Below are 19,561 nucleotides of genomic sequence, written 5' to 3'. Positions count from 1 at the left end.
GTCTGACTATTAACCCAAATCGCATGGCTCAGTATAAAGAGGTTGCCTTCGGGCCCACAGAAACCTGTCTGGAACGGCACGAAAACGGTGTCATGCATTACCGGCTGACGCAACCGCTGGAACCCTTTCCGGCAAAACTTACTGACCGCTTAGCCCACTGGGCCGCTACTGAGCCAAACCGGACGTTTATAGGCCGGAAAGTGGCGGGGCAATGGCATACGCTTTCCTACGCACAGGTATGGCAGCAGCTGCAGGCCGTGGCTCAATTCCTGATCAGCCTACAGTTTACCGCTGACGAAACGGTCGTGATTTTGTCTGAAAATAGCCCGGAGCATGCGTTGCTGGCCCTGGCGGCCCTTCACATTGGTATTCCCTACGCCCCCATATCGCCCCCGTATTCGACCATATCCGACGATTTTGCGAAGCTCAGCCACTGCCTGAAGCTCATGACGCCCAAAGTCATTTTCGCCCAAAACAGCCACGTATACGGACCTGCGCTCGCCCACGCATCAGCGCTTTTTCCTGATGCAGTGATTCTGACTGCTGACGGCGAAACCGGACTTGCCTTCCGGGACATAGTAGCCACAACGCCGACCGACGCTGTTGCACAGGCCGCTGATCGGGTCAATGCTGATACCGTTGCCAAAGTATTGTTTACCTCCGGCTCAACCGGTTTGCCGAAAGGCGTGATCAATACCCAAGGCATGTGGTGCGCCAATCTGCAACAGATTACCCAGGTCATGCCGTTTATGCAGCACCAGCCGCCCGTCTTTATTGACTGGCTGCCGTGGAACCACACGTTTGGCAGCAACCATAATTTCGGGCTGGCGCTCTACAACGGGGGAACGTTGTTTATTGACGACGGCAAACCGACCCCACAGGGCATTGAACAGACCGTACAGAATCTGCGGGAGATTTCGCCCACCGCCTATTTCAACGTCCCGAAAGGGTTCGAAATGCTGATTCCGTATCTGGAGAATGACGCTGACCTGCGCCGGACGTTTTTCAGCAATCTGCATATTCTGTTCTACGCCGGTGCCAGTCTGGCCCAACCTGTCTGGAACCGGCTCGAAGAACTGGCGGTCGGAACCATCGGCGTCCGGATTCCGATCATTACGGGACTTGGCTGCACCGAATCCGGTCCGTCGGCTATGTTTGCCAGCTGGGGCGGGGCCTTTTCGGGGCTGCTGGGTGTTCCGGTGCCCGGCATGCACGTAAAACTGGTCCCCGACGGCGATAAGGTCGAAGCCCGCTATAAAGCCCCGAACGTCACTAAAGGCTATTGGCGTAATCCTGTGGCTACCGCTCACGCATTCGACGAAGACGGCTATTACAAAACCGGCGACGCGGTGCTTTTTCTGGACGAAAGCCAGCCCGACAAGGGCCTTGTCTTTAACGGACGGATCGCCGAAGACTTTAAACTCTCAACCGGTACATGGGTCAACGTCGGCATTCTGAAAGCAAAGGTTATCTCAACGGGCTCGCCGGTTATTCAGGATGTTGTGCTGACGGGTCTGGATCAGGCTTTTGTCGGGGCCATACTATTCCTGAACACCGAGGCCTGCCGCCGGCTTGCCGGAGTAACCGGACACACACCTGCCAGGGAGGCGTTTGCGCATGATTCTGTTCAGGCGTATCTACAGCAGTGGCAGATCGCTTTTAACCAAACCGCAACGGGTAGTTCAACGGCCATCGGCAACTTTGTAGTTGCTCTGGAACCACCGTCTATCGTACTGGGCGAAATCACAGATAAGGGTTCGCTGAACCAACGGGCCGTTTTGGCGCACCGCGCTGAGCTGGTCCGGTCGCTGTATGCATCCTGAGTTTTTTACCCTGAACCTGTCAAAACTATGATCGATATCGACAACGTTATTGCCATTGACGTACATACCCATGCCGAAGTCAGCTGCTGCCAGCCGCATGACCCCTACCGGCCTGAGCTAGACGAGGCTTTTGCCCGTTACTTCAAGTCCGACAAACGGCCGACGATGCAGGAAACCGCCGATTTCTACCGTGATCAGAATATGGCGCTGGTCATGTTTACCGTCGATTCGGAGTTTGAAGTCGGCAAACGCCGGATTCCGAATACCGAAGTGGCCGAATGTGCTCTTAAAAATAACGACGTAATGATTGCCTTTGCCAGCATCGATCCCCACAAAGGCCGGATGGGTGCCCGCGAAGCCCGTGACCTTATCGAAAATTACGGGGTGAAAGGCTTTAAGTTTCATCCGACCGTGCAGGGCTTTTACCCGCAGGATAAAATGGCCTACCACCTCTACGAAGTCATTGCCGAATACAAGCTTCCGATGCTCTTTCATAGCGGCCATTCCGGTTTCGGTTCGGGAGTCAGGGGTGGGGGCGGCCTGCGGCTCGAATACTCTAACCCGATGCACCTCGACGATGTCGCCATCGATTTCCCCGACTGCCCGATTATCATTGCCCACCCCAGCTGGCCGTGGCAGGACGAAGCCCTGTCGGTCGCGATGCATAAACCCAATGTGTATATCGATCTGAGCGGGTGGTCACCGAAGTATTTCCCGAAGCAGCTCATTCAATACGCCAATACCTTGCTGAAAGACCGTATGCTGTTTGGCACTGATTTTCCGCTTATCACGCCGGAACGGTGGATGAAAGACTTTGCTGATGCCGGTTTCCGCGACGAGGTAAAACCGCTTATCCTGAAACAAAACGCCATCCGGATGTTGAACCTCCGTGCCTAGCAGCCGGCCCCTCCTTGTCTTCCTTTATGAAACGACTATTCATTTTTTGCCTGCTGATGAGCAGCAGCCTGATGGCCCAACAGGTAGCCAGAACCGATACGGGCACCATCAACGGGGCACGCTACCGCATCGTATTTCCTGCAAACTGGCAGAAAAAACTGGTCATGTATGCGCATGGCTACGAGTTTGTGGGGGCTCCCGCCCAAAGCAAAAATCCGGACTGGGTAAAGCGCATGGCGGTATTTCTGGAACGGGGATTCGCCGTGGCGGCTTCCGATTACCAATATCAGGGGTTTGCCCTCCCGCAAGGTGTTGACGATACAGAGGTTTTGCGGCAACATTTTGTCAAAACCTACGGCAAACCGGACTCAACCTTTATGGTCGGGCATTCGATGGGCGGGGGCGTTTCGATAGCCGTTATCGAGAATTACGGACAGGCCTATGATGGTGCTCTGCCGATGTGTCCGCTTTCCAGCAGGCCTTACCTGCAATGCCGCAAGGAGTTTGATATGTATGCCACGTTCAACGGTCTTTTCCCGAATGTAGTCACCTCCCTGCACACTATTTTCGACCTGTCAAAACCCTATCAGGCGCAGGATGCGCGCAGCATGGGAGCGCGTGCCGCTGAGATCAAAAAGGCGGTTTACGCCAAAGACTCGTTGCTGGCCGTTGCCTTCGCCAAACGGTTTGACTTGAAACCGGAGGACCTGCCCTTCTCGTTGTTCTTCAACGAAAACGTGCTGCGCGATCTGGCCCAAAAAACCGGCGGTAATCCATTTGATAATACCAATACGCTCTACAGCGGCTTTCCGAACGATTTGCTTGTCAATCAGACGGCGGAGCGCTTAGCCGCCACGGCCGATCCGGAGAAGATTTTCGGCAAATACGACCGCACCGGCAATATCTCAAAACCGGTATTGGCGCTGCACACCATCTATGACCAGCTGATTCCGCCGACATACGGTATTGTCAACTTCGAAAATATGGTGCACAAGCAAGGGAAAGACCACTTTTTTTCGGTGAACTATACCAATGGTCAGGGACATTGTAACTTTACACCACAACAAACCGCCCGTGCCTTCGACGCCCTCCGTCAGTGGGTGAAAACAGGCCGGAAAGCTAAAGCCGGATTTGTTGAGTAACGATGCAACCCACTACTGCTCTTTCGAACCGACCCATGACCGGCTTTCAGGTCCTGATGGTCGCCATTTGCTTTATCCTGAATTTTAACGACGGCATTGATGTCTTGATCGTTTCGTTTTCAAGCCCCGAAATCATTAAAGACTGGGGGCTATCGAAAGCGGAAATGGGCTATGTTTTCAGCGCCGGGCTGGCGGGCATGACGCTGGGCTGTTTTTTAATTGCCCCCCTTGCCGACCGGCTGGGTCGCCGCCACATCTTCCTGATTTCTATCACGATGATCACCGCCGGTATGTTCGGTGTCTGGCTCTGCCGGACGTACGGCCTGATGCTGGCCCTGCGCTTTCTTACCGGACTGGGCATCGGCGGTATTCTGCCGACCATGACCGCTACGGCCGCTGAGTTCTCCAACGATAAATACCGCGATTTCAATGTTGGTCTGGTGCAGGCTGGCTGGCCGGTCGGTGCCATTCTCACCGGTCTTTTCTGTGCCCGCTACATTCCGGTCTATGGCTGGCATCAAGCCTTTTTTGTGGCGGGTTGCGTATCGCTGCTTATGCTGATACTGGTCTGGCTGTTCATGACCGATTCGCTGGAATTTATGCTGAACAACCCTGCGACCCACACACCGGCTGCGGTTAACAAACTGCTACAGCGTCTTCAACTGCCTGCTTTGACAATGCCTGTCAGGGAAGAAAAGAGCGCAGACAGCCGCCTGAGCACGCTTTTCACTTACCCCTATCGTGCCAATACCATCAAGGTCTGGATAGCTGCATTTTTCGGCTTTCTGACGCTTTATACGCTGATGAGCTGGGTGCCTACCATTGCGAAAGACTCGGGCCTGCCCTTTGAACTGGCTACGTGGGTAGGTATTGCGCTGAACATCGGGGCGGCGGTTGGCTCAGCCTCCATTGGTGCCATCGGTTCACGGTTCGGCCTTCGCAAAAGCGTACTGACCTTTATGCTGACCGCGTTTCTGGTAATGCAATTGTATGCCTTTTTACCGCTGACGACGAGCCTGACGTTCGTGCTGGTCCTATTGATCGGCGTTTTTGTACAGGGCGGTTTCAACGGCATCTGGCCAACCTTATCCCGTCTGTACCCTGCCCGTATCCGCGCAACCGGTGTCGGCTTTACGGTGGGTATTGGCCGGTTTGGGGCCATTTTAGGTCCCTTGTTATTCGGGTACCTATCGGATGCAGCCCTGAGTACCCAAACCTTGTTTGTTCTTTTTTCAGTTCCGTTACTGGTTATGGGCGGTTGTATCTGGTTAGTAAACGCTGACGATTTATGAAAGCTGCCTTTTTAACGAGTCCGGAGCATATAACGTTTACAGACATTCCGCAACCGGAGCCGAAAGCAGGTGAGGTTCGCGTCAGGCTGAAGCAAGTCGGAATCTGTGGGTCGGATGTACACTTATTTCTGGGACATCGTGCGCTGCCGCAGCCAACCATTATCGGCCACGAAGGCTATGGGGTCATCGATAAAACCGGCGAATGCGTAACAAACCGCCGATTGGGCGAGCGGGTCGTTATTGAGCCGAATATGCCCTGCCACCGCTGTACCTATTGCCTGCAGGGGCGTGGCAACATCTGCATCAATAAACGCGTGGCCGGATTGACAGAATCCGGTTGCTTTGCCGAATACATCTGTTTACCCGAAGCCTTTTGCTGGCCCGTTCCTGATGACGTTTCTGACGCTGATGCCGTAACGGTTGAACCGATGGCTGTCAGCGTTCATGCCTTGTTCCAGTCATCAGCTTTACCGGGTGATACCATTGCCGTTATCGGGCTCGGCGCCATTGGCCTGTTACTTACGCATCTGGCCACATCGCTTGGCTACCGTGTACTGGTTACAGAACTGAACGCCCATAAACGACAGCTTGCAGTTGCTGAAGGAGCGATTGCCGTACAGGGTGATGCCGACGCCTTGAACCGGATTTGGGAAACATATGAGGTATGTACCGTCTTCGAATGTGCCGGTTCTGCCCTTACGGCTTCACTCGCTACTGCGGCGGCACCACGGGGATCCGAAGTAGTCCTGGTAGGTCTTTCCAGTCATCCGGCCAGTTTCACCCCGCTGAAAATCGCCCGTGAAGGGATTCATATTGTCCCGTCAATTATCTACGATCACCCTGCGGATTTCAAACGGACGCTGAATTTAATCCGCCGGAAAACGATCAGTCCCGGAAAAATCATTTCACGGTACATGCCGCTTGATGAGTTACAGACAGCACTTTCGCTCGCCGCTCAGGGGAATGATACCAAAATTGTCGTCAATATCTGATTGTTGAGCAAAAAAAAGCCTGCTCCGGAAGAGCAGGCTTTCTGACTACATCATTTTAATAAAGTCTTCGAACAGGTAGTGCGAATCGTGCGGTCCCGGAGAAGCTTCAGGGTGATACTGGACCGAGAATGCCGGTTTGTCCTTGCGGCGGATTCCTTCGATCGTTTTATCATTCAGGTTCAGGTGGGTTACTTCCACATTTGCATGGTCCTGAACTTCATCTCCTTTTACGGCAAAACCGTGGTTCTGCGACGTCACCTCACAACGGCCTGTAATCAGGTTCTTCACGGGGTGATTCAGACCACGGTGACCGTTATGCATTTTATAGGTTGAAATACCGCTGGCCAGCGACAGAATCTGATGACCCAGACAAATGCCGAAAAGCGGTTTTTCTGTATTTACTGCTTGTTTTACTGTCTCAACTGCATAGGGCATTGCAGCAGGGTCGCCGGGGCCATTTGAGATAAAGAAACCATCCGGATTCCAGGCTGCCAGTTCTTCAAACGGCGTTTTAGCCGGAAATACCTTGCAGTAGGCGCCGCGCTCCGTTAAGTTGGTCAGAATGCTTTTTTTGATACCCAGATCAAGCACAGCGACTTTAAAGCGCGCATCTTCCTGACCGGTTTCATAAATTTCCTGCGTACATACTTCCGATGAAAGCTCAAGACCTTCCATATCCGGCACGCGGGTCAATTCGGCCATCAGTGCAGCCGGATCGAGAATTTCAGAGGAGATAATACAGTTCATCACGCCTTTATTGCGGATGTGACGTACGATCTCCCGGGTATCCACACCGTGAATACCGACAATGTTTGCACGCTCAAAATAGTCCTGTAAAGAACCATCTGCCAGATGGCGCGAGTGGATCTGCGAGAAGAAGTTACATACCATCCCCCGGATTTTTACCCCGGCCGACTCTTCTTCCGTTTTCAGCTGAATGCCGTAATTTCCAATGTGTGACGTGGTGTTCACAATCACCTGGCCATAATACGAAGGATCCGTGTAGATTTCCTGATACCCGGTCATCCCTGTATTAAAGCAAATTTCGCCACCGGCTGTCCCGATTTTTCCTAACGCTAAACCTTTGAACACCGAGCCATCCTGCAATACCAGAAGGGCTTCCCGTTGCTGAGGGTTTTTCATCTATGGTTTACTTGTTTTGAGGGTTAAAAAAAAGGGCTAACCCTAACGGTTAACCCCTTTATACTATGCAAATGAAGAACGTCATTAGCTTTGCTTCGGTTCCTCAGATGACTCATTTTGTGCGTCTTCTGCCGGTGCTTCAGCCGCAGGTGCTTCTTCAGCAGCAGCCTCAACCGCAGGGGCAGCAGTTGCTTCGGCTGTTTCAGCTTTCTTCGTACCACGACGGCTACGGCGTGTACGGGTTGCTTTTTGTTCAGCGGCAGCAGCCAGCAGTGTTTCGTTGAAATCAACGAGTTCGATCAGGCAGGTTTCTGCGTTATCACCAGCACGGTTGCCCAGTTTGATGATACGGGTATATCCGCCGGGACGGTCAGCAATTTTGTCAGCTACTACGCCGAACAATTCCTTAACCGTCTCTTTGTTATTTAAGTATTGGAATACAACCCGACGATTTTGGTAGGTATCATCTTTCGCCCGGGTCAGGATTGGCTCTACGTACTTCCGCAGTTCTTTCGCCTTCGCCAACGTTGTCTCAATGCGTTTGTGCAGGATCAACGAAGACGCCAGGTTAGTAAGCAACGCTCCGCGGTGCGAGTGCGTACGGCTCAGGTGATTATCTTTTTTACCGTGTCTCATTGTTTTGATTGTTCTGCGTCCTGGGTTCTGTGTCTGCGTTTACCATAACTCAGCACGCAGTACTCAAAACACAGAACCAATTTTATTCTTCGTCTAAACGATATTTTACGACATCCATTCCGAACGTCAGACCTTTTTCAGCTACCAGCTGTTCAAGCTCCGTCAGTGACTTCTTACCGAAGTTACGGAACTTCATCATATCTGATATTTCCAGTTTTACAAGGTCACCCAACGTACGTACGTCAGCTGACTTAAGACAGTTGTATGCCCGTACTGACAAGTCAAGATCTGCAAGCGGCGTTTTCAGGAGTTTACGCATATGCAGCATCTCTTCATCCACAACATTATCCTCTTCAGGTTTTGTTGTTTCAAATGTCATGGTCTGGTCAGAGAACAACATGAAGTGTTGAATCAGAATATTGGCAGCGCCTTTCAGGGCATCTTCAGGGTGGATAGAGCCATCCGTTTCGATATCCAGAATTAAGCGTTCGTAGTCCGTCTTTTGTTCAACCCGTGTGTTTTCTACGCTGTACTTCACATTCTTAATCGGCGTATAAATCGCGTCAATAGGAATGTGACCAAACGACAGTTCATTTGCCCGTGGCTCATCCGCCGGTACGTAGCCCCGTCCTTTCTCTACATAAATTTCCATCTCCAGATCGCGTGTATCATCGATATTACAGATGACCAGCTCCGGATTCAGAACCTCAAAAGACGACGTAAAGCGGCTGATATCACCAGCTGACAGCGTTGCCTGATTTTTAATATGAACCGAGATCTTGTTGTCTACCATATCAGAAATCTTCTTGAACCGCACCATTTTGAGGTTCAGAATAATTTCTGTCACGTCTTCAACAACACCTTCGATTGATGAAAACTCGTGCAATACGCCAGGGAATTTCACACTCGTAATGGCGTAGCCTTCCAGCGACGAAAGCAGAATACGCCGGAGAGCATTCCCAATCGTTACACCGTACCCTTTTTCGAGGGGTTTAAATTCAAATACTCCGTGAAAGTCATTTGCTTTTTCAACGACGACTTTATCGGGCATTTGGAACGCTAAGATTGACATACGTTTCGTATTTTTTAGAGCAGTTCGCCTGCCAAAGGAGTAGATTACCCGATATATGCAAAAGCCGGCAGAACCCGAGGAGGAGTTCTGCCAACGTGATTATTTCGAATACAATTCGACGATCAACTGCTCGTTTACGTTTTCAGGGATCTGATCGCGGTCAGGGTAGCTGATGAACTTACCTGACAACTCCTGCGAATCCCATTCAACCCAGTTGTAGCGTTTTGCATTGCGGGCAGAAAGGCTATCTGAGATAGCTTCCAGTGACTTTGATTTCTCCCGAACGCCTACAACCTGGCCTGGCTTCAGTGAGTAAGACGGGATGTTTACGACTTCACCGTCTACTATGATGTGCTTGTGCGTAACCAGCTGACGAGCGGCCCGACGAGTTGGGGCGATACCTAACCGGTAAACTGTGTTATCCAGACGAGCTTCGCAAAGCTTCAGCATGTTTTCACCGGTGATGCCTTCTTTGATGGCTGCACGGTGGAACAGGGCACGGAACTGACGTTCCAGGATACCGTAGATATATTTTACTTTTTGTTTCTCCATCAATTGGAGCGCGTATTCCGACTGCTTCCGCTTACGGCCGCGTCCATGCATACCTGGAGCGTAATTTTTCTTTTGAAGCGCTTTGCTCGGGCCGAGGATTGGCTCACCAAACTTGCGCGCGATTTTGGCCTTAGGGCCTGTATAACGTGCCATTCGTTAAATGAAAGAATAACTGTGGAACATGAACAGACACAACCAAATGTCGCCTGCCCGTATTCATTTCACCCGTTTTTAAACGCGACGGCGCTTGGGCGGCCGGCAACCATTATGTGGTAGCGGGGTGATATCGCGGATTGTAGTTACTTCGATTCCTGAATTCTGGATTGTACGGATTGCTGATTCGCGACCGGCACCAGGGCCTTTTACGAATACTTCAGCCTTCCGCATACCCAGTTCATGAGCGACAGCAGCACAGTTCTGAGCAGCTGTTTGTGCAGCATAAGGCGTATTTTTCTTTGAGCCTTTGAAGCCCATTTTACCTGCTGATGCCCAGGAGATAACCTGGCCGTTCATGTTGGTAATCGAAATGATAATGTTGTTGAAGGAGGCCTTGATGTGCACCTGACCAACCGATTCTACAACTACTATCCGCTTTTTCGCTTTGTCTTTGCGTTTTGCTTGAGCCATTGTTTTCAGAGTTTCGGTTTACAGCTTCTCAGCATAATCTCACGACTAAACCGGTTACTGTAAAGAGGAAACTGTTAACTGTTACTTAGTTGCTTTTTTCTTGTTAGCAACTGTTTTACGCTTACCCTTCCGCGTACGTGAGTTGTTCTTAGTGTGCTGACCACGAACTGGCAGCCCTTTCCGGTGACGGAGACCACGGTAGCAACCAATGTCCATAAGGCGTTTGATGCTCAGCTGGATTTCTGAACGCAGCGCACCTTCAACCTTATGTTCGTTGCTAATGATCGTACGAATCGCGCCAGACTCTTCATCCGTCCACTCGCTTACTTTCTTATCGAAGCTGATTCCGGCTTCAGAAAGAATTTTCTGAGCTGTGCTCCGGCCAATCCCGTAGATGTAAGTGAGCGCGATCTCACCACGCTTACGGTCTGGAATATCAACACCTGCAATACGTGCCATAAATAATTAACCTTGTCTTTGCTTGTATCTTGGGTTCTTCTTGTTAATAACGTAGAGCTTACCTTTCCGGCGGATGACGATGCAATCCTCGCTACGTTTCTTGATAGACGCCTTAACTTTCATTTTGATTTACGTTTTACGATTTACGATTTTAGAACTACGCCATACGGGTCTGTGCCGTCATTCGCAATCCGTAACTCGCAAATCATTTGTATCGGTACACAATTCGCGCCTTACTTAAGTCATAAGGCGACATCTCTAACTTAACGCGGTCACCTGGCAGAATTTTGATGTAGTTCATCCGCATCTTACCAGAAATGTGAGCAATTACCTCGTGCTTGTTTGCGAGCTCAACCCGGAACATTGCATTTGATAATGCCTCTAAGATTACACCATCCTGTTCAATAGAAGACTGTTTAGCCATAGCTGATATTAAGCCGTCACTACATGGTTCATGTCAATCATCAGACTGGTGTTGGCCGTTACCGCTTCGATATACTCAAAGGTTGTTAAAATCTCCGGTTTACCTTTACGAACCAGAACCGTATGCTCAAAATGGGCAGAAGGCTTGCGGTCGGCCGTACGGATTGTCCATCCGTCGCGTTCCTGAACAATTGCTTTCTTTCCATAATTAATCATCGGCTCAATTGCCAATACCATGCCCTCTTTAAGCTTCGGGCCCTGGCCTTTCTTACCGTAATTCGGAACTTCCGGTGCTTCATGCAGGTCTTTACCAACCCCGTGTCCTACCAGTTCCCGAACTACTGAATACCCGAAACGCTCTGCATACGTTTGTACCGCATATCCGATATCACCAACAGTGCCTCCTTCAACAGCCTTAGCCAGACCAATATAAAGCGACTCTTTTGTCCGTGATAAAAGCTTGCGTGTACCGGAACTCACCTCGCCAACCGGATACGTGTAAGCGCTGTCACTATGAAATCCGTGAAGCTTTACACCGCAATCAATCGAGATAATGTCTCCGTCCCGTAATTCGTAGCGCCCCGGTATGCCATGCACAACCACATCATTGACTGAAATACAGAGTGACGCTGGAAATTTATTGTAGCCTTTAAATGACGGTTCTCCACCGTTATCTCTAATAAACGTTTCAGCTACGGTGTCAAGTTCCTTCGTGCTAATACCCGGCCGAATCAGTTTTGCAACCTCCGCGTGTGCACGACCCAACACCTGAGCGCTTTGCTTTATCAGAGCAATCTCTTCTTCACTCCGGAGATTAATCATCGTGCTTTTACGAAACATTACGCTGCTACTGTTTCTGTCCGGCCCTGAATACGGCCGGATTTCATCAAGCCTTCGTACCGGCGCATCAACAGATAGCTTTCAATCTGCTGCAGCGTATCCAATACGACACCTACCATGATCAGGAGCGAAGTACCACCAAAGAATTGTGCAAAACCAGTTGTCATCCCTAACAGGTTGGCAATTGCCGGTAGGATAGCCACGATGGCCAGCATAACCGCGCCTGGTAATGTGATCCGGTCGAGAACCAGACCAATATATTCTGAGGTAGCAAAACCAGGCTTAACACCGGGAATAAAGCCACCACTACGTTTCATATCATCAGCAATCTGATTCGGGTTAACCGAGATCGCTGTGTAGAAGAACGTAAAGATGATAATTAACAAACCGAAGAGCAGGTTATACTGCCAGGTTGTATATGTCTGAAATGCATTCTGAACACCGGCTGCGAAATCACTCTTTTCAGCAAAAAGACTTGCCAGATAAGTAGGGATAAACATCAGTGCCTGCGCAAAGATAATCGGCATTACACCGGCTGCGTTCAGCTTCAGCGGCAGATACTGGCGCTGACCACCCACAACCTTGTTACCAATCACCTGTTTTGCATACTGGATCGGGATACGGCGTACCGCTTGTGTCAGTACGACAGCGCCCATCACTACAAAATACAGAGCAACGATTTCAAGTACGAAAATCAGCAACTGTGCAGAACCGCGGGACATTGCTTCACCGGCAATTGCACCAGGGAAACGGGAAACAATGCCGATCATGATGATCATTGAAATCCCGTTACCGATACCTTTATCTGTAATCTTCTCTCCCAGCCACATACAGAAAATTGTACCGGCAGTCAGGATAAATAAAGATGATACAGTAAACAATCCACGGTCAATTAACAGGGCATCAGCCGGAATAGTTGTCCGGATGTATGTCATTGCCTGTACAGCTGTCACGAAGATTGTTAAAATGCGCGTAATCTGATTTAGCTTCTTGCGGCCTGACTCACCTTCCTTCTGCATTTTCTGGAAATACGGAAGTGCCAGCGTCAGAAGCTGGATAGCAATCGAAGCCGAAATATACGGCATGATACCCAACGCAAAGATGGACGCTTTGCTGAACGCCCCACCCAGGAAGGTGTCTAACAAACCCAGCAAACCTTGCGGGTTTAAATTCAGACGCTTAGGATCGACGCCTGGCAATACAATAGCTGTACCAAGGCGAAAAACCGTGATAAACAAGAGAGTGTTAAGAATACGGGTCCTTAACTCCTCAATCTCGAAAATATTTTTAAGAGTGGTTATGAAACGGTTCATAAAGGTATCCGGCCGCTGCCGTGCTCACTTATTGATTCTGCTCTGCTTCCTTTGTCGGGACAACTGCCTTACCACCTGCTTTTTCGATTGCTTCTTTTGCTGTTGCAGAGAAAGCATGGGCATGGATTTCGATAGCAACAGTCAGTTCACCGCGGTTCAATACCTTAATCAGGTCTTTTTTACCGGCTAAACCATGTTGTTGCAGGAACGCCACATCAACAACCTTAGCATCGAATTTTTCTGCTAATGTCTGGATGCTGTCCAGGTTGATTGGCTTGTACTCAACGCGTGTCGGGTTACGGAAACCAAATTTAGGAACACGACGCTGTAGGGGCATCTGACCACCTTCGAAGCTCAGCTTGCGGCTGTAGCCTGAACGTGATTGTGCACCTTTGTGACCGCGGGTAGATGTACCACCCATGCCTGAGCCCTGGCCACGGCCGACTCGCTTGCGCTCTCTAACGGAACCTTTAGCCGGTTTGAGGTTTTCTAAATTCATTTTTCTACTGGTTTGTAATCGAAAATTGTGGTTCACATCCAGGGGTAAATCCCCGATGGATAATGAACCACAAATTTACTTAAATTTCTTCTACTTTAACTAAGTGTTGAACCTTACGGATCACACCAGCGATAGCATTGTTATATTCTAACTCGATGCTACGGTTGATTTTGCCTAAGCCTAACGACTTGATGGCATTTTTTTGTGTTTGCGGACGGTCAATCGTGCTTCTGACCTGTGTAATACGTACCCGTGCCATTCTTTTTACGAATTAACCGTTGAACACTTTTGCAAGACTAACCCCACGCTGGAATGCAACCTGATGAGGAGCCCGCATTTTTTTCAGAGCGTCAATAGTCGCTTTCACCACGTTGTGCGGGTTAGACGATCCTTTTGACTTTGCCAGTACGTCACGTACACCGGCACTTTCCAGTACCGCACGCATCGCACCACCAGCGATTACACCTGTACCAGGAGCAGCCGGCTTTAACAGTACAAAACCACCGCTGAACTTACCTTCCATATCATGAGGTACAGTATGTTTCAGCAAAGGTACTTGTACTAAGTTTTTCTTAGCATCTTCAACTCCCTTTGCAATTGCATCGGTTACTTCGTTAGCTTTGCCCAGGCCATAACCAACGACACCGTTGCCATCACCTACAACTACGATTGCTGAGAAACTAAAACGACGACCACCCTTAACCACTTTGGCTACACGGTTAATGGCCACTACGCGTTCTTTCAGATCCGCTTCGTTTACTTTAGAAGGTCTTGCGTTCGTTACCATACCTTAGAATTTGAGGCCACCCTCCCGGGCACCATCAGCTAATGCTTTTACTTTACCGTGATACAAATAGCCGTTACGATCGAATACTACTGATGTAATATTTTTACCCGCAGCTTTTTCGGCCAGTCGCTGACCTACCTGCTTTGCAGCATCAATGGTAAAGCCATTTACTTCGCTCTTAATTTCGTTTGACGAAGCGAATGCCAGTGTATGGCCGGCTACGTCATCGATCAGCTGAGCGTAAATTGCTGTATTTGAACGGAACACTGACAGCCGGGGACGTTCAGATGTACCTGAGATTTTTGCCCGGATGCTGTATTTAATCCGTTGTCTTCTTTCTGTCTTCTTAATTGCCATGTTATTTGATTCCAACCAAATTGGCCAAAAAATCTATTTATCAGCGTGAAGCGTTTGAATGAATCTGCCTTTTTCAGTACCAGATGATACAGTAAAGGTATCCATTCAAACACATCAAACTTATTTCTTAGAGGCAGACTTACCAGCTTTCCGGCGAATAACTTCACCAACGAAGCGGATACCTTTACCTTTGTAAGGCTCAACCTTACGCAGCGACCGGATTTTGGCAGCCACGTCGCCGATTAATTGTTTGTCAATACCTTCCAGAATAACTTTCGGGTTCTGACCTTTTTCAGTTACTGCTGAAACTTTAATTTCACCCGGCATTGCCAGGAAAACGTTGTGAGAGTAACCAAGGTTCAGTTCAAGCACATTGTTTGCAACAGATGCCTTATAACCTACACCGACTACTTCCAGTTCAGTTTTATATCCGGTGCTAACGCCAACAACCATATTGTTAACCAGAGCGCGGTACAGGCCGTGTAGAGCCTTATGACGCTTCTGATCGGTTGGACGTGTCACCTGAATCTGACCTTCTTCTACAGCTACCGCGATATCCGGATCGATAGCTTGTGTCAAGGTACCCTTAGGGCCTTTAACCGTCACTACGCTCTTATCGACCGTCAGTGTAACGTCGCTTGGCAGGGCAATTGGTTTTTTACCTATACGTGACATTGTTCAATACGAATTAGTAAACGTAACACAATACCTCACCACCTACGTTCAGCGTTTTCGCTTCCTTATCGGTCATTACACCTTTAGAAGTAGAAACGATGGCTACACCTAAGCCATTCAGAATACGCGGCAGGTTATCGGCCGGCCGGTACTGACGAAGACCCGGGCGGCTTACGCGCTGCAGATCAACGATAGCCGGTTGCTTTGTTACCGGGTTATACTTAAGTGCGATTTTGATCGTACCCTGCGGGCCGTTTTCATCGAACTTGTAGTTCTGGATGTATCCTTTGTCAAACAGAACTTTTGTAATCTCTTTTTTTATGTTGGATGCAGGAATTTCCACAATCCGGTGCTTTGCACGGATGGCGTTTCTGACGCGCGTCAGATAATCTGCTATTGGATCTGTATTCATCTCCTATGAGAGTTGCTCGCAAACCCCTTGTTTTAAAAGAGCTTGCAAAATTACGGAAACAGAACTACAAATAAAAATTTGCTAGCGTGACGATCGCTGCCAGATTTTTACCAGCTTGCTTTTGTTACACCAGGGATTTTACCTGCACCGGCCATTTCGCGGAATGTAACCCGTGAAATACCGAATTTGCGCATATAGCCCCGTGGACGTCCAGTTAACTTACAACGGTTGTGAAGCCGTACGGGTGATGCATTGCGAGGTAACTTATCTAATGCAGCATAGTCACCTGCTTCTTTCAAGGCAGCACGTTTAGCAGCATATTTAGCTACCAGTTTTTCGCGTTTCCGCTCCCGTGCCTTTACTGATTCTTTTGCCATTTTTTAAAGTCTTTACCGGGTTGGTTACTTACTTCTTGCTGCTGGCAAACGGCATTCCGAGTGCTTTCAGCAGTTCATAGCTTTCGTTATCAGAGCCCGCCGTTGTAACAAACGTAATATCCATACCTGAGATGCGCGTCACTTTATCGATGCTGATTTCAGGGAAGATAATCTGTTCTTTGATACCGAACGTGTAGTTACCACGACCGTCAAAGCCCTTGTCGCTGATTCCTTTGAAGTCACGAACCCGTGGTAATGCTACCGCAGTCAGACGGTCAAGGAATTCAAACATCCGATCACCACGGAGCGTAACTTTCGCACCGATCGGCATGCCTTCACGCAGTTTAAAGTTAGAAACGGCTTTCTTTGCTACCGTTGCTACGGCTTTCTGACCTGTGATCTGCGTAAGCTCATCAACGCCTACGTCAACCAGTTTTTTGTCAGCTACTGCCGCTCCGATGCCTTTGTTGATAACAATTTTTGTCAGACGCGGTACTTGCATTACCGACTTATACTGAAACTTGTCCTGCAACTGGGCGACTACTTCGTTCAGATATTTTTCTTTTAATCTAGGTGTTGCCACTGTCTTCGCTCGTTTAAGAATGATACATCGACGAATTAAGCAATAAACTTACCCGTCTTCTTCGAGTACCGCTGCAACTTACCGGCGTCATTCAGGGCGCGGCCCGTACGGGTAGCTTCTTTGGTAGCCGGGTCGATCAACTTCAGGTTGCTGATATGAATCGAACCTTCTGTTTTTACCAGTTCCCCTTGCGGGTTCTGAGCGGTTGGTTTGATATGCTTTGTAATCAGGTTCACACCTTCAACAAGTGCACGCTCTTTTTCAACCAATACTTGTTTCACAACGCCTTGCTGGCCTTTTGAGTTACCGGCAATGACCAAAACTGTATCGCCAGTTTTAATGTGAAATTTGTGGCGGGGTTTTGTCGTCTTTTTTTCCATCTTACAATACCTCCGGGGCTAACGATACAATTTTCATGAATTGTTTCTCGCGCAGCTCGCGGGCAACAGGCCCGAAAATACGAGTACCACGAGGCTCGTCGTTGTTGTTCAGTAATACGGCCGCATTATCTTCGAACCGGATGTATGAACCATCTTTACGACGGATTTCTTTTTTCGTCCGAACGACAACAGCTTTAGACACTGTGCCCTTCTTCATATTGCTTGACGATAAAGCCTGCTTTACCGTTACTACGATCTTGTCGCCCACCGAAGCATAGCGCTTGCCCGTACCGCCCAGAACGCGGATAACGAGCACTTCTTTTGCGCCACTATTGTCGGCTACGCTCAATCTTGATTCTTGCTGTACCATGGCTTATTTCGCCTTTTCAATGATCTCGACTAATCTCCAACGCTTACTCTTGCTCAACGGACGGGTTTCCATGATGCGGACTTTATCGCCGATCTGGCACTCGTTATTTTCGTCATGAGCCATGAACTTCTTCGTACGGTGCATAAACTTACCGTACATCGGATGCTTAACTTTGCGGTCTACTGCAACGGTAATGCTTTTCTGCATTTTGTTGCTAACCACACGACCAATCCGCTCTTTACGGCTATTCCGTTCTACGGTTGGCTGCTGATCTTGTTTTGCTTGCTCTTCCATTCGTAGTCGCTATTTAGGCCTGACGCGTTTTGATCGTTAATTCTGTATTCAGACGGGCGATAAGCTTACGGTTTTCACGGATGCGCATCGGATTTTCGATCGGCGATACGGCGTGTGCAAACTTCAGTTTCAATAACCGGTCTTGTTCTGCGGCGATCTGATCCCGCAACTGCTCGACAGATAATGCCTTGATTTCTTCCTTTTTCATGACTTGTGTCTAACGCTAGGCTTATTCTTGCTCCTGATAATCACGGCGCACCACAAACTTGGTCCGTACCGGTAATTTTTGAGCTGCAAGCCGCAGCGCTTCCATCCCTGTTTCGAGAGGCACACCTGTTGCCTCAAACAAGATGGTACCCGGTTTCACAACCGCTACCCAATATTCGGGAGCACCTTTACCTTTACCCATCCGAACTTCGGCCGGTTTCTTTGTAATCGGCTTGTCCGGGAAAATGCGAATCCATACCTGGCCTTCGCGTTTCATTGCCCGCGTAACTGAGATACGGGCGGCTTCTATCTGACGGGCCGTAATCCAGCCTGGCTCCAGGGACTTGATCGCAAATGTACCAAAAGAGATTTGGTGACCACGTGTTGCAAGACCTTTAACTCTGCCTTTCTGCTGCTTACGGAACTTAGTTCTTCTTGGCTGTAACATTTCTCTTGAATGTTAGCGTCATAAGTCGAAAGTCGAAAGATATTGTCGCGTTATACGACGGGGAACTTTTGACTTCTGACTTCCGACTTATTTACGATTACCTCCTCCACGGTTGTTGCCGGCGCCGCCACCGCGGTTGTTACCGCCACGGTTGTTGCCGCCACCACGATTACCGCCACGGTCATTACGGTCGTTACGGCCACGGCCACGATCGTTGCCATCACGGTCACCGCGAGGGCCACGACGATCACCACGATCGCCACCACGGTCTCCGCGATCGCTACGTTCGCCAGCGGCAGCGGCACTTGCCATTGCTGCTGGTGACAGGTCACGCTTGCCGTACACTTCGCCTTTGAATACCCAGACTTTAATACCGATTTTACCGTAAATCGTCTGTGCTTCAGAAATTGCATAATCGATGTCAGCACGCAGTGTGTGAAGCGGTACACGACCTTCTTTATACTGCTCTGTGCGGGCCATTTCAGCACCACCCAGACGACCTGACAATTTCACTTTGATACCTTGAGCACCTACACGCATGGCAGAGCTGATAGCCTGCTTCATGGCGCGACGGAATGAAATACGCGCCTGTAACTGCTGGGCAATTGCTTCACCGATCAGTTTAGCGTCGATTTCAGGACGTTTGATCTCGAAGATGTTAATCTGGACGTCTTTGCCCGTGATTTTCTTTAATTCTTCTTTGATCTTGTCAACTTCTCCACCGCCTTTACCGATAACGATACCTGGACGGGCAGTGTGAATTGTCAACGTAATGCGTTTCAGAGTACGCTCAATAACAACCCGGGCGATAGCGCCTTTTGGAATACGGGCTGCGATATATTTGCGGATTTTTTCGTCTTCAACCAGTTTGTCAGCAAATTCTTTGCCGCCATACCAGCTAGATTCCCAGCCACGAACAATGCCAAGACGAAGACCTACCGGATTTACTTTCTGTCCCATT

At 49.3% G+C, this 19,561-nt stretch carries 29 protein-coding genes; 5 read left to right on the top strand and 24 right to left on the bottom strand.

Annotation, left to right across the window (positions count from 1 at the left end):
- Nucleotides 1-23 precede the first annotated feature (23 nt).
- The 5 genes from AC23NW_RS07650 to AC23NW_RS07630 are packed head-to-tail and all read left to right on the top strand — an operon-like array spanning nucleotide 24 to nucleotide 6,146.
- On the top strand, nucleotides 24-1,823 hold the full coding sequence (locus AC23NW_RS07650; RefSeq protein WP_487448689.1) for a feruloyl-CoA synthase: 1,800 nt from the start codon (nucleotides 24-26) through the stop codon (nucleotides 1,821-1,823).
- A 27-nt stretch (nucleotides 1,824-1,850) separates the two neighbouring features.
- A complete protein-coding gene (locus AC23NW_RS07645; protein WP_487448688.1) occupies nucleotides 1,851-2,720 on the top strand; it encodes an amidohydrolase family protein in 870 nt (289 codons plus the stop codon).
- Nucleotides 2,721-2,746: 26 nt separating this feature from the next.
- Complete coding sequence (locus tag AC23NW_RS07640; RefSeq protein ID WP_487448687.1) at nucleotides 2,747-3,862, top strand: DUF6351 family protein; 1,116 nt, start codon at nucleotides 2,747-2,749, stop codon at nucleotides 3,860-3,862.
- Nucleotides 3,863-3,864: 2 nt separating this feature from the next.
- Complete coding sequence (locus AC23NW_RS07635; protein WP_487448685.1) at nucleotides 3,865-5,154, top strand: MFS transporter; 1,290 nt, start codon at nucleotides 3,865-3,867, stop codon at nucleotides 5,152-5,154.
- Nucleotides 5,151-6,146, top strand: a complete 996-nt coding sequence (locus tag AC23NW_RS07630; RefSeq protein ID WP_487448683.1) for a zinc-dependent alcohol dehydrogenase — start codon at nucleotides 5,151-5,153, stop codon at nucleotides 6,144-6,146. Before AC23NW_RS07635 ends, AC23NW_RS07630 begins: the two co-directional genes overlap by 4 nt.
- A gap of 45 nt (nucleotides 6,147-6,191) precedes the next feature.
- Here AC23NW_RS07630 and carA read toward each other — a convergent pair whose 3' ends face one another.
- The 24 genes from carA to rpsC all read right to left on the bottom strand — a co-directional run bounded on the left by carA (nucleotide 6,192) and on the right by rpsC (nucleotide 19,560).
- On the bottom strand, nucleotides 6,192-7,289 hold the full coding sequence (gene carA / locus AC23NW_RS07625; protein WP_293841427.1) for a glutamine-hydrolyzing carbamoyl-phosphate synthase small subunit: 1,098 nt from the start codon (nucleotides 7,287-7,289) through the stop codon (nucleotides 6,192-6,194).
- A gap of 84 nt (nucleotides 7,290-7,373) precedes the next feature.
- On the bottom strand, nucleotides 7,374-7,925 hold the full coding sequence (gene rplQ / locus AC23NW_RS07620; RefSeq protein ID WP_487448682.1) for a 50S ribosomal protein L17: 552 nt from the start codon (nucleotides 7,923-7,925) through the stop codon (nucleotides 7,374-7,376).
- A gap of 82 nt (nucleotides 7,926-8,007) precedes the next feature.
- Entirely contained in the window at nucleotides 8,008-8,997 is a 990-nt protein-coding gene (locus AC23NW_RS07615) for a DNA-directed RNA polymerase subunit alpha (RefSeq protein ID WP_293842821.1), read from the bottom strand.
- A 99-nt stretch (nucleotides 8,998-9,096) separates the two neighbouring features.
- Complete coding sequence (gene rpsD, locus AC23NW_RS07610) at nucleotides 9,097-9,702, bottom strand: 30S ribosomal protein S4 (protein ID WP_293842819.1); 606 nt, start codon at nucleotides 9,700-9,702, stop codon at nucleotides 9,097-9,099.
- Nucleotides 9,703-9,780: 78 nt separating this feature from the next.
- Entirely contained in the window at nucleotides 9,781-10,176 is a 396-nt protein-coding gene (rpsK, locus tag AC23NW_RS07605; RefSeq protein ID WP_071503492.1) for a 30S ribosomal protein S11, read from the bottom strand.
- An 81-nt stretch (nucleotides 10,177-10,257) separates the two neighbouring features.
- Entirely contained in the window at nucleotides 10,258-10,635 is a 378-nt protein-coding gene (gene rpsM / locus AC23NW_RS07600) for a 30S ribosomal protein S13 (RefSeq protein ID WP_071503493.1), read from the bottom strand.
- Between the two features lie 6 nt (nucleotides 10,636-10,641).
- Nucleotides 10,642-10,758 (bottom strand): type B 50S ribosomal protein L36, encoded by a 117-nt coding sequence (gene ykgO / locus AC23NW_RS07595; RefSeq protein ID WP_009284800.1) that lies wholly within the window; start codon nucleotides 10,756-10,758, stop codon nucleotides 10,642-10,644.
- An 82-nt stretch (nucleotides 10,759-10,840) separates the two neighbouring features.
- Entirely contained in the window at nucleotides 10,841-11,059 is a 219-nt protein-coding gene (gene infA / locus AC23NW_RS07590; protein WP_071503494.1) for a translation initiation factor IF-1, read from the bottom strand.
- An 8-nt stretch (nucleotides 11,060-11,067) separates the two neighbouring features.
- A complete protein-coding gene (map, locus tag AC23NW_RS07585) occupies nucleotides 11,068-11,880 on the bottom strand; it encodes a type I methionyl aminopeptidase (protein ID WP_293842826.1) in 813 nt (270 codons plus the stop codon).
- Between the two features lie 17 nt (nucleotides 11,881-11,897).
- The gene (gene secY / locus AC23NW_RS07580; RefSeq protein ID WP_293842813.1) at nucleotides 11,898-13,211 is read right to left on the bottom strand and encodes a preprotein translocase subunit SecY; all 1,314 of its coding nucleotides are present in this window, start codon (nucleotides 13,209-13,211) and stop codon (nucleotides 11,898-11,900) included.
- A 28-nt stretch (nucleotides 13,212-13,239) separates the two neighbouring features.
- Entirely contained in the window at nucleotides 13,240-13,710 is a 471-nt protein-coding gene (gene rplO, locus AC23NW_RS07575) for a 50S ribosomal protein L15 (RefSeq protein ID WP_293842811.1), read from the bottom strand.
- A gap of 79 nt (nucleotides 13,711-13,789) precedes the next feature.
- Nucleotides 13,790-13,969 (bottom strand): 50S ribosomal protein L30, encoded by a 180-nt coding sequence (gene rpmD / locus AC23NW_RS07570; protein ID WP_071503497.1) that lies wholly within the window; start codon nucleotides 13,967-13,969, stop codon nucleotides 13,790-13,792.
- Nucleotides 13,970-13,981: 12 nt separating this feature from the next.
- Entirely contained in the window at nucleotides 13,982-14,497 is a 516-nt protein-coding gene (rpsE, locus tag AC23NW_RS07565) for a 30S ribosomal protein S5 (protein ID WP_293842808.1), read from the bottom strand.
- A 3-nt stretch (nucleotides 14,498-14,500) separates the two neighbouring features.
- Entirely contained in the window at nucleotides 14,501-14,854 is a 354-nt protein-coding gene (rplR, locus tag AC23NW_RS07560) for a 50S ribosomal protein L18 (protein WP_293842825.1), read from the bottom strand.
- A 120-nt stretch (nucleotides 14,855-14,974) separates the two neighbouring features.
- The gene (rplF, locus tag AC23NW_RS07555) at nucleotides 14,975-15,529 is read right to left on the bottom strand and encodes a 50S ribosomal protein L6 (RefSeq protein ID WP_293842806.1); all 555 of its coding nucleotides are present in this window, start codon (nucleotides 15,527-15,529) and stop codon (nucleotides 14,975-14,977) included.
- A 13-nt stretch (nucleotides 15,530-15,542) separates the two neighbouring features.
- Nucleotides 15,543-15,941, bottom strand: coding sequence for a 30S ribosomal protein S8 (gene rpsH, locus AC23NW_RS07550; protein ID WP_293842804.1), 399 nt, complete (start codon nucleotides 15,939-15,941; stop codon nucleotides 15,543-15,545).
- Nucleotides 15,942-16,048: 107 nt separating this feature from the next.
- Nucleotides 16,049-16,318 carry a 30S ribosomal protein S14 gene (rpsN, locus tag AC23NW_RS07545; protein WP_071503502.1) on the bottom strand — a complete coding sequence of 90 codons (270 nt, stop codon included), beginning with the start codon at nucleotides 16,316-16,318 and terminating at the stop codon, nucleotides 16,049-16,051.
- Nucleotides 16,319-16,346: 28 nt separating this feature from the next.
- The gene (rplE, locus tag AC23NW_RS07540) at nucleotides 16,347-16,901 is read right to left on the bottom strand and encodes a 50S ribosomal protein L5 (protein WP_293842801.1); all 555 of its coding nucleotides are present in this window, start codon (nucleotides 16,899-16,901) and stop codon (nucleotides 16,347-16,349) included.
- Between the two features lie 35 nt (nucleotides 16,902-16,936).
- Nucleotides 16,937-17,281 (bottom strand): 50S ribosomal protein L24, encoded by a 345-nt coding sequence (rplX, locus tag AC23NW_RS07535; protein ID WP_071503504.1) that lies wholly within the window; start codon nucleotides 17,279-17,281, stop codon nucleotides 16,937-16,939.
- 1 nt (nucleotide 17,282) lies between these two features.
- Nucleotides 17,283-17,651: a 50S ribosomal protein L14 gene (rplN, locus tag AC23NW_RS07530; RefSeq protein ID WP_071503505.1), complete on the bottom strand. Its 369-nt coding sequence runs from the start codon at nucleotides 17,649-17,651 to the stop codon at nucleotides 17,283-17,285.
- A 3-nt stretch (nucleotides 17,652-17,654) separates the two neighbouring features.
- Nucleotides 17,655-17,945, bottom strand: a complete 291-nt coding sequence (rpsQ, locus tag AC23NW_RS07525) for a 30S ribosomal protein S17 (RefSeq protein WP_293842798.1) — start codon at nucleotides 17,943-17,945, stop codon at nucleotides 17,655-17,657.
- Between the two features lie 13 nt (nucleotides 17,946-17,958).
- Nucleotides 17,959-18,153 carry a 50S ribosomal protein L29 gene (gene rpmC, locus AC23NW_RS07520; protein ID WP_293842796.1) on the bottom strand — a complete coding sequence of 65 codons (195 nt, stop codon included), beginning with the start codon at nucleotides 18,151-18,153 and terminating at the stop codon, nucleotides 17,959-17,961.
- 21 nt (nucleotides 18,154-18,174) lie between these two features.
- On the bottom strand, nucleotides 18,175-18,600 hold the full coding sequence (gene rplP / locus AC23NW_RS07515; protein ID WP_071503508.1) for a 50S ribosomal protein L16: 426 nt from the start codon (nucleotides 18,598-18,600) through the stop codon (nucleotides 18,175-18,177).
- An 87-nt stretch (nucleotides 18,601-18,687) separates the two neighbouring features.
- Complete coding sequence (rpsC, locus tag AC23NW_RS07510) at nucleotides 18,688-19,560, bottom strand: 30S ribosomal protein S3 (protein ID WP_071503509.1); 873 nt, start codon at nucleotides 19,558-19,560, stop codon at nucleotides 18,688-18,690.
- Nucleotide 19,561 lies beyond the last annotated feature (1 nt).

The organism is Arsenicibacter sp. R0_47 (genome assembly GCF_057652235.1).
Note: the sequence above shows the minus strand (reverse complement) of the source record. Positions and strands in the feature narration are given on the sequence as shown.